Origin of the sequence: Pseudomonas kielensis, from assembly GCF_030505375.1 — a bacterium.
GTDB lineage: Bacteria > Pseudomonadota > Gammaproteobacteria > Pseudomonadales > Pseudomonadaceae > Aquipseudomonas > Aquipseudomonas kielensis.
The window spans coordinates 3178749-3191499 of sequence record NZ_CP130043.1 but is presented as its reverse complement, the minus strand read 5'-3'; the positions used below and the strand labels follow the sequence as shown (position 1 = coordinate 3191499).

Here is a 12751-nt window from a genome sequence, read left to right as displayed (position 1 = left end):
AGTGCGTACTTTGACAAGTCAAAGGCAGCCGGGTACAGACGCTATCGGGGGCTCGGGTCGGCGCGTCCGTTCAACGGCAAGATTCTTCGGCGGCGGCGCATCACTTCCACTGCAGAAAGAGGTGCGCAATTATGCAGATTGCGAAAAATTTTTCAACCTGCTTTTATGATTGTTTTGCCAAGGGAGCACCCGATGGACTATCGCCAGCTAGGCCGCACCGATCTGAATGTGAGCGCCATCTGCCTCGGAACCATGACCTGGGGTGAGCAAAACAGCGAGGCAGAGGCCTTCGCACAGATCGAACGAGCCAAGAGCGCCGGGATCAATTTCATCGACACCGCCGAGATGTACCCGGTCCCGCCGAAGGCAGAAACCTACGCCAGCACCGAACGCTACATCGGCAACTACTTCAAGAGCCGTGGCGACCGCGCCGACTGGATCCTGGCCAGCAAGATCGCCGGTCCCGGCAATACCATCGACTATATTCGCGATGGTCACCTCAAGCACAACCGCGAACACATCGTCCAGGCCCTGGACGCCAGCCTCAAACGCCTGCAGACCGACTGGATCGACCTCTACCAGTTGCATTGGCCAGAGCGCAGCACCAACTTTTTTGGCCAACTGGGCTACAAGCACAAGAGCGAAGTCAACCTGACACCACTGGAAGACACCCTCGAAGCCCTGGATGAACAGGTCAAGGCCGGCAAGATCCGCCACATTGGCCTGTCCAACGAAACCCCATGGGGCACCATGCGTTTTCTCGCCCTGGCCGAAGCCCGTGGCTGGCCGCGTGCGGTGAGCATCCAAAACCCCTACAACCTGCTCAACCGCAGCTTTGAAGTGGGCCTGGCGGAAATCGCCATCCGTGAACAATGCGGCCTGCTCGCCTACTCGCCGCTGGCGTTCGGCTTCCTGTCAGGCAAGTACGAAGGTGGCGCGCGCCCGGCAAAAGGCCGCCTGAGCCTCTACAGCCGCTTCAGTCGCTATTTCAACCCACAATCGGAAGCAGCCTGCAGCCGCTACGTCGCCCTGGCCCGTGAACACGGCCTGGACCCGGCACAAATGGCCCTGGCCTTCGTCACCCAGCAACCGTTCGTCACCAGCAACATCATCGGGGCGACCACGATCGAACAACTGGACAGCAACATTGCCAGCTTCGACCTGAAGCTGTCGGATGAAGTGCTGGCGGGGATCGAGGCGATCCACAAGGATCACCCGAACCCGGCGCCGTGATCGCTCTCTAGACCCTCGAATCGTCGCACCGCCGCTCCCACAGAGGATCACACCCTACCTGTGGGAGCGGGCTTGCCCGCGATTGCGTCCGTGCCGGCAACGCGAGTCAAAGCGAACGCGCAATGATCTCCTTCATGATCTCGTTGGTCCCCGCATAAATCCGCTGCACCCGCGCATCGGCCCAGGCCCGGGCGATCGGGTATTCCCACATGAAGCCGTAGCCGCCATGCAGCTGAACGCATTCGTCGAGCACCTTGCATTGCAGGTCAGTGCCCCAGTACTTGGCCATCGCCGCCGTCGGCACGTCCAGCTTGCCTTGCAGGTGCAGCTCCAGGCAGCGGTCGACAAAGACTCGGCCGATCTGGATCTCGGTGGCCATTTCCGCCAGTTTGAAGCGGGTGTTCTGGAAGTCCGCAATCGACTTGCCGAACGCCTTGCGCTCGCGGGTGTAATCCAGGGTCCACTGCAGCGCCGCCTCCGCCGACGCCAGGCCGCCGATGGCAACCGTCAGGCGCTCCTGTGGCAACTCCTGCATCAGATAGGCAAAGCCCATCCCCGCCTGCCCCAGCAGGTTCTCCTTGGGCACCCGGACGTCCTGGAAGAACAGCTCGGAAGTGTCCTGGGCCTTCATGCCGACCTTTTCCAGGCGCTTACCCTTGTCAAAGCCCGGTGTGTCGGCTTCCACCAGGAACAGGCTGGTGCCCTTGGCCCCGGCCTTGGGATCGGTCTTGGCCACCACAATCACCAGGTCCGCCAGGTAGCCGTTGGTGATAAAGGTCTTCGAGCCGTTGATCACATACTCGTCACCATCCAGTACCGCCGTGGTCTTCACCCCTTGCAGATCGGACCCCGCGCCCGGCTCGGTCATGGCAATGGCCGTGACCATCTCGCCCGAAACCAGCTTGGGCAGGTATTTGTGTTTCAAGGCTTCACTGCCGTAATGCAGGATGTACGGCGCGACGATGTCCGAATGCAGGGAGAAGCCGATGCCGGTCAAGCCCAGCCGGCCCACCTCCTCGATCACCACCGTGCTGTAGAGAAAGTCCGCCCCCAGGCCGCCGTACTCCTCCGGCAGATGGGAGCAGAGCATCCCCGCCTCCCCCGCCTTGTTCCACAACGCGCGGTCGATGTAGCCCTGCTTTTCCCACTGAGCATGAAACGGCACGGCCTCTTTTTCGAGGAAGGTGCGCACGCTATCGCGAAACAATTCGTGCTCGGAGCTGAACAAGGTTCTAGGGATCATCGGGGCACCTGTCGTTATTGTTGAACGAAAATGTATGCCAGAGACTAATCCCCCCACTTGCAACGGGACACTGGACACATCCGCCAAAAAATAAGACGATCCAGCCGCTTGGTGACCACTTTCCCCTATAAGAATAAATTGAATTATGTCTATCCAATCTTCTACGCCGTTGCGGCGCGTCAGCATCCTGGCGATCGACCGGGTCTTTGCCTACACCCTCATGCAGGCCAAGGATTTTTTCCACCTGGCCAGCCTGCGGTACGGCAAACAACAGGGCCAGGGCCTGACCCCCGGCTTTGAAACCCGCGTGGTCAGCCCCGACGGCAAACCCGTCAACAGCTTCAGCGATGTGCTGATGCCGGTGGACGGTGGCCTGGAAAATGCCGACATCATCATCCTCCCGGCGTTCTGGGACGACTTCGAGACGTTGTGCCAGCGTTATCCACAGGTGTTGCCGTGGCTGCGTGAGCAGCATGCACGGGGCGCAGTGCTCTGCGGCGAGGCGACCGGGGTGTTCTGGCTGGCCGAGGCCGGCCTGCTCGATGGCAAGGAAGCAACCACCTACTGGCGCTTCTTCAACACCTTCGAAGAGCGCTTCCCCAAGGTCCAGCTCAACAAGGACAAGCACCTTACCGATGCCGACAACCTGTTTTGCGCCGGCGGCACCACCTCGGCCTGCGACCTCTACATCTACCTGATCGAGCGCTTCTGCGGGGCCAATATTGCCCAGGCCGTGGCCCGCGACATTCTGTATGAAGTGCAACGCAGCTATTCCCCCGGCCGCATCGGCTTCGGCGGGCAGAAACTGCACCAGGACGTGATCATCCTGCAGATCCAGCACTGGCTCGAAGAGCATTTTGCCGACAAGTTCCGCTTCGAAGACGTCGCCCGCGAGCACGGCATGAGCATCCGCAACTTCATGCGCCGCTTCCAGACCGCCACCGGCGACAAACCGCTGCACTACCTGCAACGCCTGCGCATCGAAACCGCCAAGGGCTTGCTGTCCGGCAGCCGCAAAAGCATCAAGACCATCAGCTACGAAGTCGGCTACGACGATGCGAGCTTCTTCGCCCGACTGTTCCGCCAGCACACCGAATTGTCGCCCAACCAGTACCGGCAGCAGTTCCAGCAAGCCGCGTAGGAGCTACCGCAGCGGTACTGCGCACCATAAAAAAGGGCCTGCAATTGCAGGCCCTTTTTATATTTCGAAACACCTTACGGCTTATGCGCCCGCGACAGGAACTCGTGGGATTGCATCTCCAGCAGGCGACTCAGGGTGCGCTGGAACTCGAAGTTCAGGCGACCGCCGGTGTACAGGTCTTTGAGTTCGACCTCGGCAGAAATGATCAGCTTCACGTTACGGTCGTAGAACTCGTCGACCATGTTGATGAAACGCCGGGCGATGTCGTCGGTGGTGACGCTCATCTGTTCCACGCCACTGAGCAACACGGCATGGAAGATCTTGCCCAGTTCGATGTAGTCATTCTGGCTGCGTGGACCGTCGCACAGTTCGCGGAAGTCGAACCAGGCCACGTCGTCACAGGTACGCAGGGCACGGATTTCCCGGTTCTCGATCATCAGCACGTCGTTTTCGACGGCCTGGGTGCATTCCGGCGTGAGGGCGCGGAAGCTTTTGCGCAGACTCTCGTGGGACGCTTCGTCGAGCGGGAAGTGGAACAGCTCCGCTTGTTCAAGGTGACGCAGGCGGTAATCGACGCCGCTGTCGACGTTGACGATGTCGGTGTTCTGCTTGATCAGCGCAATTGCTGGCAGGAACCGCGCACGCTGCAGACCGTCCTTGTACAGGCCGTCCGGCACAATGTTGGACGTCGCGACCAGGGTCACGCCGTTCTTGAACAGCTCTTCCATCAAGGTGCCGAGGATCATCGCGTCGGTGATATCGGAGACGAAGAATTCATCGAAGCAGATGACCCGCGCCTCGTTGGAAAAACGCTTGGCGATGATAGTCAGCGGGTTCTTCTCACCGCCGAGGGTCTTCATTTCTTCGTGCACACGCTTCATGAAGCGGTGGAAGTGGGTCCGGGACTTTTCCTTGAACGGCAGCGCTTCAAAGAAAGTGTCGACCAGGTAAGTCTTGCCGCGACCTACGCCGCCCCAGAAGTACAGGCCCTTGACCGGCGCCTGCTCTTTCTTGCCGAACAGCTTGCCGAGCAGGCCCGGTTTGTTCTGCGAGGCCGCAACCAGGTCGTCGTACAGGCGCTGCAAATGACGCACGGCAGTTTCCTGGGCGGCGTCATGGAAGAACTCCGGACGTTTGAGATCAGCTTGATATCGTTCTAGGGGCGTCATAATTCGTTAGCAAGGCAACAAAAACGGGCCGTCACTGTAGCGACGGCCCGAAAGAATGGCAATCGGCCCTTGGTCGGGCCGCGCCGTTGATTATTCCTGAACTGGCGTCAGAGCGACCCGCAAGGCGTCGATGGCCAGGTCCCGCGCAGCGCTGTCGGCAAAGGCCGGGCTATCGCCGACACACGCGCCTTCGAGCCAGACGCTGAAACCCAGGTCATCACTGCGCACATCCAGCGCCTGGCCGGATTGCAGCTGCTTGGTTACCTGCCCCGCGGTTTTACCGTCGGCAAAGTTGCGCGACAGCAACAGTTGCTCGCCATCGGCCGCCAGCAGACGGAAGCGGAAACTGCCGTCGTCTTCACGGAAGCTGACAAAGCGCGCGGCCTTGGCGGCTTTTTTCTTGGTGCTGGCAGCGACTTGCGTCTGATTGACGAAAGAACGCAGGCCGACCGCTTCACGCAGTTCGTTGAGGAACGGCGTGGCCACGGCGCGGGCTTTCTTAGCGCCGATCTGCAGAATGTCTTCCAGGTCCGAAGGCCGTGCAATCAGTTGGTGATAACGCTCGCGGGACTCGCCCAGTTCGCTGTCGAGCAGCTGGAACAGACGGTTTTTCGCCTCGCCCCAACCCAGGCCCTGCAACAGTTCGCTGCGGAACTCAGCGGCTTGGTCCGGTGTGGCGAACGCCTGGAACAGGGTGAACAGGTGCGAGTTGTCCGGGTCCTTGGCTTCGCCCGGGGCGCGGGAGTCGGTGACGATGCGCGAGATCGCGTCCTTCATGTCCTTGGCGCTGGTGAACAACGGAATGGTGTTGTCGTAGCTTTTCGACATCTTGCGCCCATCCAGGCCGGGCAAGGTGGCGACGCTCTCTTCGATCAGCGCCTCGGGCATGGTGAAAAACTCCTTGCCCTGGCCAAACAGGTGGTTGAAGCGCTGGCCGATGTCGCGGGCCATTTCCACGTGCTGGATCTGGTCGCGGCCGACCGGCACCTTGTGCGCGTTGAACATCAGGATATCGGCAGCCATCAACACCGGGTAACTGTACAGGCCCATGGTGATGCCGGCGTCCGGGTCTTCGCCGGTCTCCAGGTTCTTGTCCACCGACGCCTTGTAGGCGTGCGCGCGGTTGAGCAGGCCCTTGGCCGCGACGCAGGTCAGCAGCCAGGTCAGCTCAGGGATTTCCGGGATATCGGACTGACGGTAAAAGGTTACCCGGTCCACATCCAGGCCACCGGCCAGCCAGGTCGCGGCGATTTCCAGGCGCGAGCGCTGGATGCGCAGCGGATCGTCGCACTTGATCAGGGCGTGGTAGTCGGCCAGAAAATAGAACGAATCGGCATTGCTGTCGCGGCTGGCGACGATCGCCGGGCGGATCGCACCGGCGTAGTTGCCCAGGTGCGGGGTGCCGGTGGTGGTAATGCCGGTGAGGATGCGCGTACGAGTAGTCATGGGTAATCGCTTATCAGACTGCAATCAATTCGAAAGGCGCGGCAGCAGCAGATCCTTGAGATCGGTCAGCTTGCCGTGAAAAAAGTGTCCGCATTCTGCCACTTTCAGCAGCTCATGGGGGCGATCGAGGGCCGCGGACCAATCGTAAACCAGCTGCGGGTCGATCACTTCGTCGGTTTCCGGCTGGATCAGGGTCAGAGCGCCGTGCTGCGGCAACGGGTCCTGAGCCCCCAGGCGCATCACCGCCGGCGCCACCATGAACAGCCGGGCCAGGGTTTCGCCCTGGGCTTCCAGGCGCCCACCGAGGCTGGCCGCGACAAAGCCGCCGAAGGAAAAACCCAGCAAGGTCAGCGGCAAGTCCGGGTGCCTGGCCCGCAGCCATTGGGCGGCCGCCTGGGCATCGTCAACTTCGCCGCTGCCCATGTCATGGCTGCCGGCGCTGGCGCCCACACCACGGTAGTTGAATCGCAAAGTAATCAAGCCGGCATCACGGGCAGTGCGTTGCAGGGTCGAAACCACTTTATTGAGCATGGTGCCGCCCTGCACCGGGTTGGGATGGCAGATCAGCGCCAGGCCACGTGGTTCGGGGGAATCCAGGTACAAGGCTTCCAATTGACCCACCGGGCCGGCAATCTCTACAGGGGTTTCACGCATAAGCAAGGAAGGAACTCCGTGACCTCTCGAAGGGTCGACTCGTCTAGCTAAAAGTCTGCGCCTGGCATGATTGCGATCTCGTCGCGGTATACAGCGCAGGTCCGAGCCGTTAACGTAAAGCAAAGCCGTTTATAGAGGAAGGACTCGTGGAACACTCGCTCTTAGTTTGGTTGTTGCCGACTCTTGCCCTGGTTGCCGGTGTCGCTATTGGATTCCTGGTTGCGCGTCTGCTGCCCAATGCCGTGCCTAACAGCACGCAACGTCAGCTGGATGACATTCAGGAACGTTTTGACAGCTATCAGAATGAAGTGGTGACCCACTTCAACAGCACCGCAACGCTGGTGAAAAAACTCACCCAGAGCTATCAGGAAGTACAAGACCACCTCGCCGAGGGTGCCAACCGCCTGGCCCTGGACGAGCAGACTCGCCAACGCCTGCTGGCCGCGCTGCACGCCGATGCCGCCCAGGCCCCACGGGAACGCCTGACGCCACCGCGCGACCAGGAACCGCCTCGCGACTACGCGCCAAAAACGCCCAACGCACCGGGCATGCTCGATGAGCATTACGGCCTGAAGAAGTAATACGCTTTCAGGCGATCGCCAAAAGCCCCCGGATGAGTGATTGCCCGGGGGCTTTTTTGTGCCCGTAGGTTCTGACGCCTGCGCGGGCAAGCCGTGCTCCTGGGACTCCAATCGCTCCCCACCTGACGACTGCAGCAGCAAGGCGTGCCCACGAAGCGGCACTCAATGGCCATAAAAAAACCCGCCGGGTCACAAGGACCGGGCGGGCTGTATCAACACCTGGGGTTCAGTCAGATGTTCATGGGTACTGCTGCACTTGACCTTGCTGCTGGCCGCCATACTGCTGGCCAGGAATCGCCTTGAGGTTGACCTCGACACGGCGGTTCTGCGCCCGACCGTTGACGTCGCCGTTGCTGGCAACCGGGTTGTCCGGGCCTGCGCCACGGGCCGACAGGTTGGCGCCGCTGACGCCCTGGGACGTCAAGTACGTCGCGACGCTTTGGGCGCGACGCTGGGACAGGTCCATGTTGTGCTGGCGGCTGCCGGTGCTGTCGGTGTAGCCGACGATTTCGATCTGGTTCTGATTGAACTCTTTCAGCGAGCCGGCCAGGTTGTTGAGCGGCTGGTAGAAACTTGGGGCGATGTTCGCCGAATCGGTGGCGAAGGTAATGTTGCCCGGCATGATCAGCTTGATCTGATCGCCCTGGCGCTGCACTTCAACCCCGGTATTGGCCATGCTGGCGCGCAGTTTCTTTTCCTGCTGGTCGGCGTAGTAGCCATAACCGGCGGCGGAAGCACCGACCACGGCGGCGCCGATCAGCGCCCCCTTGCCACGGTTGTTGTGGTCGATGGCAGCACCTGCCAGGGCGCCAGCCAGGGCTCCCAAGCCACCGTACTTGGCGGTTTTGCTCATGCCCGTGGAGCCACCGTCGGCCTGACCCTGGTTGTCATAAGGGTTAGGGGACGCACAGCCCGACAACAAGGCCACGGCAGTTGCGACAATAATCAAACGACGCGAGGTGAACATGGAGAGCTCCTACTTTTACATTCTGTGGTGCAGCGGACGTTAGCAATGGACCCCTGCGGGCGTTGGAACACGACAACCGGCAAAAATTCCGTGGCGGCTTGTAACACCTCCTGTCCTAGGCACGGACGAACGGATTCTCACGCATCTCATCGCCCAGCCGGGTATCGGGACCATGCCCGGTGACCACGGTCGCCTCTTCATCGAGGGTGTACAGGCGCTGCTTGATCGAACGCACGATAGTCGCCTGGTCACCGCCCCACAAATCCGTGCGCCCTACCCCACGTCGAAACAAGGTGTCACCGGCTATCAGCAGCTTAGCTTCTGCAAACCAGAAACTCATGGAACCCGGTGTGTGACCTGGCGTGTGCAACGCCACGCCACAGCCGCACGCCAACTCTTCATCGTCATCCAGCCAGCGATCCGGCGAAGGTACCGGGGTGTAGGGCACGCGAAACATCTGGCATTGCATCTCCAGGTTGTCCCAGAGGAACTGATCTTCCTTGTGCAAGTGCAGGGTAGCACCGGTTTTTTCCTTCAACTGACCCGATGCCAGGAAGTGATCCAGGTGCGCATGGGTATGAATGATGCTCACCACCTTCAGGCCCAGGGCCTCGAGGCGGGCCAGGATCAACTCGTGATTGCCCCCCGGATCGACGACGATAGCTTTCTTGGTGATCGGATCGCCAATGATCGTGCAGTTGCACTGCAACGGGCCGACGGGGAAGGTTTCGCGGATCAGCGCGGGTTGGGCAGCGTCCATGGGCGTTCCTGGAGAAAATGGATCGGCTATTCTGGCACAGCCCGCCACGATCGCCGATGGCAGGCCGGTAACAAAACGCCCCCGGCCCTGGCATTCGCCAATGCCTGAACTGCCACCCCAACACGGACACACCCATGACGTTTAACTGGCACAGCGACTTACTGACAACCGCAACCGCGCTCGACAAACACTACAAAAACACCCAGAACGTGCGTCGCTTCATGCACGAGCACTGCGGTGCAGACTTCCGCTTCGACCGCAACTTCATGGCCTGGATCCGCAGCGGGACGCCTACACCCCTGGGCGATGTGGTCGATGAGTGGCGGCGTCGGCAACCCGTAATCGAAGATCCACGCACCTAAGGGCGACTGTTCAAGATTCGCCATTAGGTCCGGCAGCATGCTTAGAGTTACTGCAGGGCATGCCTACATCATTCAAAGAGACGTCTGATTTATCTCCCTTTGCCCAGTCATCTAGCGTGCGTCCTTTCGAAACAAAAAGGACGCATGTCGCATGAAGCGCTACCACATCACAGTCGGGGCCAAGACCACCGCCGACGGCACCGTAATCACGGGCTACCCCCACTGGACCATCGATGGCCAGCCCATCGCCCGTGAGGGCGGGGGGATTGGTAGTTGGGCTGCTGCTGGGTTTTTAACTGCGCCCGCTGTTACAGGGCTGTGTGTCGGACTTGGAGTGCCAACAGGCGGAACATCGTTGCTTGTTTGCAGTGTGTTGGCAGTCGGGGCCACATCTCTCGCTGGAGGCTCTATTGGTGCGGTCGGGGGCGAGGCAATAGGTGAAAAAATTTATGAGGCGATGGAATGAGCTTGAACACCGCCGACAAGGTATTCCTTATTATTGGGATACTTGACTTTGGTGGGTTACTTGTCTGGATTGGTGTCGTGCTTCATATGGCCTATACCAGGATGGATTTCTTACTTGAGCTTTTCAAGAACAGCCCAGGCGTTATGGATCTGAGCCGCATCAAACACGGCGGCCCCCTGGGGAAACTGGTAGTAATCGGTAGCATTTCCGGCTACGTCACATTTTCCAGGTTTTATGTACAACGTGGTGGCGTAAACGCCGAAGATGTAAAAAATCTACCCGATTCCATCAGACGAAAACTAGTAGTTTTACAAGGAGTCGGAATAGTCCTTTTGCTCGTCATGCTCGGTATAGCGGCGGTAGTTAAATTGGGGCTTGTTTAAGACACGAGTCCTTTCTGGTTACCCGCCCCCTGCTGAATCTGCTACTCCAGCGAACGTGGCACCTTGGCTCGGACAAGGTGCCTTGATGCTCCATTAAAACCCCAACTGCAACGTCTCCTGCCCCTCCAGCCCCAACAAATACTGCTTGGCCTCCAGACCACCGGCAAACCCGGTCAGGCTGCCTGATGCGCCAATCACCCGGTGGCAGGGGGTGACGATCGAGATCGGGTTTTTGCCGTTGGCGGCGCCCACCGCTCGTACCGCCTTGGGGCTGCCGATCTGCTCGGCGATCTGGCTGTAGCTGCGGGTTTCGCCGAAGGGGATGGTCAGCAAGGCCTGCCAGACCTTCTGCTGGAACTCGGTGCCGACAAAGTCCAGTGGCAGGTCAAAGTGCTCGCGCTCACCGGCGAAGTACTGCTGCAACTGGCGCTCGGTGTCCTGCAGCAGCGGGCTGTGGATATCTTCCTGCAGCGGGCCGATGCGCACGCGGTTGAGCCGTTCGTTTTCCCAGAGGATCGCGCAGAGTTTGTCGCCGCTGGCGATCAGGGTCAGGGTGCCGACCGGCGACGGCATCCGTTTGAATACGTATGACATGGGTGACTCCTGGATCCGACTGTCAGGGTCGGTCGTTGAGTTTGTCAGAGGACGTATTCAGAGTAATCCTGGGTTCAAACGCAAGAACTACGTTTCTTGCGTTTGAACTTTCCTGGCGGACAGCGGATTGCCCGCGACAAGGTCTTCAGAAAGGCTTAGAGCCGGCCATATTCCTGCGCCGTGCGGTCCAGCGCCCGCAACGTCTTGGCGACCAGTTCGTCGATTTCTTCACGGCTGGCGATCAACGCCGGGGCCATGATCATGCGCCCCAGGGTGGAGCGGATGATCACCCCTTCCTCAAAGCCCAGGGTACGGCAGCGCCAGGCGATGTCGTTCTCGTTGACAAACCGTTTGCGGCTGCCCTTGTCCTCGGCCAATTGCAAGGCCGCGACCATGCCCACGCCCTGGATATCACCCACCAGCGGGTGCTGGCCGAACACTTCGCGCAGGCACTGTTGCAGGTAAGGCCCGATGTCCTCCTTGACCCGCTTGACCACCCCTTCATCGCGCAACGCCTTGAGGTTGGCAATGGCCACCGCGGCGGCCACCGGGTGCCCGGAATAGGTCAGGCCGTGGGCGAACACCCCGCCCTGCTCCACCAGCACCTGGGCCATTTTTTTCGACAGGATCAGCCCGCCCATGGGGATGTAGCCCGAGGTCAGGCCCTTGGCGATGGACAGGGTGTCGGGCTCGAACCCGAAGTGCTCATGGGCGAACCATTCACCGGTGCGACCGAAACCACCGATCACTTCGTCGGCGCACAACAGCACGTCGTACTGGCGGCAGATGCGCTGAATTTCCGGCCAGTAGCTCTCGGGAGGGAAGATCATCCCGCCCGCGCCCTGGAAGGGTTCGGCAATGAACCCGGCAACCTTGTCAGCGCCCAGCTCGAGGATCTTGGCCTCTAGTTGCTGCGCCGCCCGCAGGCCAAATTCAGCCGGAGTGAGGTTGCCCTCATGGGCAAAAAAGTACGGCTCGTCGATGTGTGCAATGTCCGGCAGCATGCCGCCCATCTCGTGCATGAACTTCATGCCGCCGAGCGCCGTGGCCGCCAGGGTCGAGCCGTGATAACCGTTCCAGCGGCCGATCATCACCTTCTTCTCTGGCTTGCCGAGCACCTGCCAGTAACGGCGTACGGTGCGGATCAGCACTTCGTTGGCCTCGGAACCGGAGTTGGTGTAGATCGCGTGGCTGTAGTGCCCCGGCAGCAGGCTGAACAGCAACTCCGACAGCTCGATGACCTGCGGGTGGGTGGTGTGGAAAAACATGTTGTAGTACGGCAGTTGCTCAAGCTGCCGGGTCGCCGCGGCGGCCAGGTCCTTGCGCCCGTAGCCCAGGTTGGTGCACCACAGCCCCGACATGCCATCCAGGTAGCGCCGACCGTCGTTGTCCCACAGATGCAGGCGCTCGCCTCGCACCATCACGCGCGGCCCTTCGTCGTTGAGGGCTTTCTGATCGACGAACGCGTGGATGTGGTGTGCAGCGTCGGCGGCCTGGTAGTCGCGGGTGTCACGTGGGGTGGTCATCGCCAGTTCTCCGTTGTGGTAATGGATAGTGGCCCAGGTGCTTGCAGGGCAAAAATAGTAAAAATGTGTTCGCAGGCGATGAAAAAACTGGGCAGCGATTCTCCCCACGCGCGCGCCATGTGGTTATTGTTCAGGCAAGACTCGATCGTCGCCCACGCTTACCTGGGCGGTGCGCAAATTGCTTGGGAGCCGCTGTCGAGACCGACGCCAGTCCCATCACCCCGAG

Annotated in this window: 14 protein-coding genes; 6 read left to right on the top strand and 8 right to left on the bottom strand. The window is 60.5% G+C overall.

Annotated features, from left to right (window positions below):
• Positions 1-192: 192 nt before the first annotated feature.
• Complete coding sequence (locus Q1W70_RS14925; protein WP_182342254.1) at positions 193-1233, top strand: NADP(H)-dependent aldo-keto reductase; 1041 nt, start codon at positions 193-195, stop codon at positions 1231-1233.
• 106 nt (positions 1234-1339) lie between these two features.
• On the opposite strand, the gene Q1W70_RS14920 is transcribed toward Q1W70_RS14925, so the two are convergent.
• Positions 1340-2476 carry an acyl-CoA dehydrogenase family protein gene (locus Q1W70_RS14920; protein WP_166589721.1) on the bottom strand — a complete coding sequence of 379 codons (1137 nt, stop codon included), beginning with the start codon at positions 2474-2476 and terminating at the stop codon, positions 1340-1342.
• Positions 2477-2720: 244 nt separating this feature from the next.
• Between Q1W70_RS14920 and Q1W70_RS14915 the strand changes: the two genes are divergently transcribed.
• Complete coding sequence (locus Q1W70_RS14915; protein WP_185818413.1) at positions 2721-3617, top strand: GlxA family transcriptional regulator; 897 nt, start codon at positions 2721-2723, stop codon at positions 3615-3617.
• Positions 3618-3691: 74 nt separating this feature from the next.
• Here the strand turns inward: Q1W70_RS14915 and zapE are convergent, their stop codons facing one another.
• From zapE to Q1W70_RS14900, 3 genes are all read right to left on the bottom strand, one after another.
• On the bottom strand, positions 3692-4786 hold the full coding sequence (gene zapE / locus Q1W70_RS14910) for a cell division protein ZapE (protein WP_182342257.1): 1095 nt from the start codon (positions 4784-4786) through the stop codon (positions 3692-3694).
• 90 nt (positions 4787-4876) lie between these two features.
• Positions 4877-6232: a tryptophan--tRNA ligase gene (locus Q1W70_RS14905; protein WP_166589724.1), complete on the bottom strand. Its 1356-nt coding sequence runs from the start codon at positions 6230-6232 to the stop codon at positions 4877-4879.
• Positions 6233-6256: 24 nt separating this feature from the next.
• Positions 6257-6886 carry an alpha/beta hydrolase gene (locus tag Q1W70_RS14900; protein WP_166589725.1) on the bottom strand — a complete coding sequence of 210 codons (630 nt, stop codon included), beginning with the start codon at positions 6884-6886 and terminating at the stop codon, positions 6257-6259.
• Positions 6887-7032: 146 nt separating this feature from the next.
• Here Q1W70_RS14900 and Q1W70_RS14895 point away from each other — a divergent pair, with 146 nt between their 5' ends.
• Positions 7033-7467 carry a Z-ring associated ZapG family protein gene (locus Q1W70_RS14895; protein WP_095168962.1) on the top strand — a complete coding sequence of 145 codons (435 nt, stop codon included), beginning with the start codon at positions 7033-7035 and terminating at the stop codon, positions 7465-7467.
• A gap of 238 nt (positions 7468-7705) precedes the next feature.
• On the opposite strand, the gene Q1W70_RS14890 is transcribed toward Q1W70_RS14895, so the two are convergent.
• On the bottom strand, positions 7706-8434 hold the full coding sequence (locus Q1W70_RS14890) for a YiaD family glycine zipper/OmpA-like lipoprotein (protein WP_095168963.1): 729 nt from the start codon (positions 8432-8434) through the stop codon (positions 7706-7708).
• 115 nt (positions 8435-8549) lie between these two features.
• Complete coding sequence (locus tag Q1W70_RS14885; RefSeq protein ID WP_182342260.1) at positions 8550-9194, bottom strand: MBL fold metallo-hydrolase; 645 nt, start codon at positions 9192-9194, stop codon at positions 8550-8552.
• Between the two features lie 134 nt (positions 9195-9328).
• On the opposite strand from Q1W70_RS14885, the gene Q1W70_RS14880 reads away from it, so the two are divergent.
• The 3 genes from Q1W70_RS14880 (at position 9329) to Q1W70_RS14870 (ending at position 10405) form a co-directional block, all read left to right on the top strand.
• Positions 9329-9556 (top strand): DUF6434 domain-containing protein, encoded by a 228-nt coding sequence (locus Q1W70_RS14880; protein WP_302097491.1) that lies wholly within the window; start codon positions 9329-9331, stop codon positions 9554-9556.
• Positions 9557-9707: 151 nt separating this feature from the next.
• Positions 9708-10022 carry a PAAR domain-containing protein gene (locus tag Q1W70_RS14875; RefSeq protein WP_302097489.1) on the top strand — a complete coding sequence of 105 codons (315 nt, stop codon included), beginning with the start codon at positions 9708-9710 and terminating at the stop codon, positions 10020-10022.
• Positions 10019-10405, top strand: coding sequence for a hypothetical protein (locus Q1W70_RS14870; RefSeq protein ID WP_166589732.1), 387 nt, complete (start codon positions 10019-10021; stop codon positions 10403-10405). The genes Q1W70_RS14875 and Q1W70_RS14870 overlap by 4 nt, the downstream gene beginning before the upstream one ends.
• 93 nt (positions 10406-10498) lie before the next feature.
• Here Q1W70_RS14870 and Q1W70_RS14865 read toward each other — a convergent pair whose 3' ends face one another.
• On the bottom strand, positions 10499-10999 hold the full coding sequence (locus Q1W70_RS14865) for a methylated-DNA--[protein]-cysteine S-methyltransferase (protein ID WP_166589733.1): 501 nt from the start codon (positions 10997-10999) through the stop codon (positions 10499-10501).
• Between the two features lie 155 nt (positions 11000-11154).
• Positions 11155-12525 carry an aspartate aminotransferase family protein gene (locus Q1W70_RS14860; protein ID WP_185818817.1) on the bottom strand — a complete coding sequence of 457 codons (1371 nt, stop codon included), beginning with the start codon at positions 12523-12525 and terminating at the stop codon, positions 11155-11157.
• Positions 12526-12751: the final 226 nt, after the last annotated feature.

Bases quoted from the DNA above. Each gene is read 5' to 3' on its own strand.
- Q1W70_RS14925 (WP_182342254.1), top strand. From the start codon at position 193: ATGGACTATCGCCAGCTAGGCCGCACCGATCTGAATGTGAGCGCCATC.
- Q1W70_RS14920 (WP_166589721.1), bottom strand. From the start codon at position 2,476: ATGATCCCTAGAACCTTGTTCAGCTCCGAGCACGAATTGTTTCGCGAT.
- zapE (WP_182342257.1), bottom strand. From the start codon at position 4,786: ATGACGCCCCTAGAACGATATCAAGCTGATCTCAAACGTCCGGAGTTC.
- Q1W70_RS14905 (WP_166589724.1), bottom strand. From the start codon at position 6,232: ATGACTACTCGTACGCGCATCCTCACCGGCATTACCACCACCGGCACC.
- Q1W70_RS14900 (WP_166589725.1), bottom strand. From the start codon at position 6,886: ATGCGTGAAACCCCTGTAGAGATTGCCGGCCCGGTGGGTCAATTGGAA.
- Q1W70_RS14890 (WP_095168963.1), bottom strand. From the start codon at position 8,434: ATGTTCACCTCGCGTCGTTTGATTATTGTCGCAACTGCCGTGGCCTTG.
- Q1W70_RS14885 (WP_182342260.1), bottom strand. From the start codon at position 9,194: ATGGACGCTGCCCAACCCGCGCTGATCCGCGAAACCTTCCCCGTCGGC.
- Q1W70_RS14880 (WP_302097491.1), top strand. From the start codon at position 9,329: ATGACGTTTAACTGGCACAGCGACTTACTGACAACCGCAACCGCGCTC.
- Q1W70_RS14875 (WP_302097489.1), top strand. From the start codon at position 9,708: ATGAAGCGCTACCACATCACAGTCGGGGCCAAGACCACCGCCGACGGC.
- Q1W70_RS14870 (WP_166589732.1), top strand. From the start codon at position 10,019: ATGAGCTTGAACACCGCCGACAAGGTATTCCTTATTATTGGGATACTT.
- Q1W70_RS14865 (WP_166589733.1), bottom strand. From the start codon at position 10,999: ATGTCATACGTATTCAAACGGATGCCGTCGCCGGTCGGCACCCTGACC.
- Q1W70_RS14860 (WP_185818817.1), bottom strand. From the start codon at position 12,525: ATGACCACCCCACGTGACACCCGCGACTACCAGGCCGCCGACGCTGCA.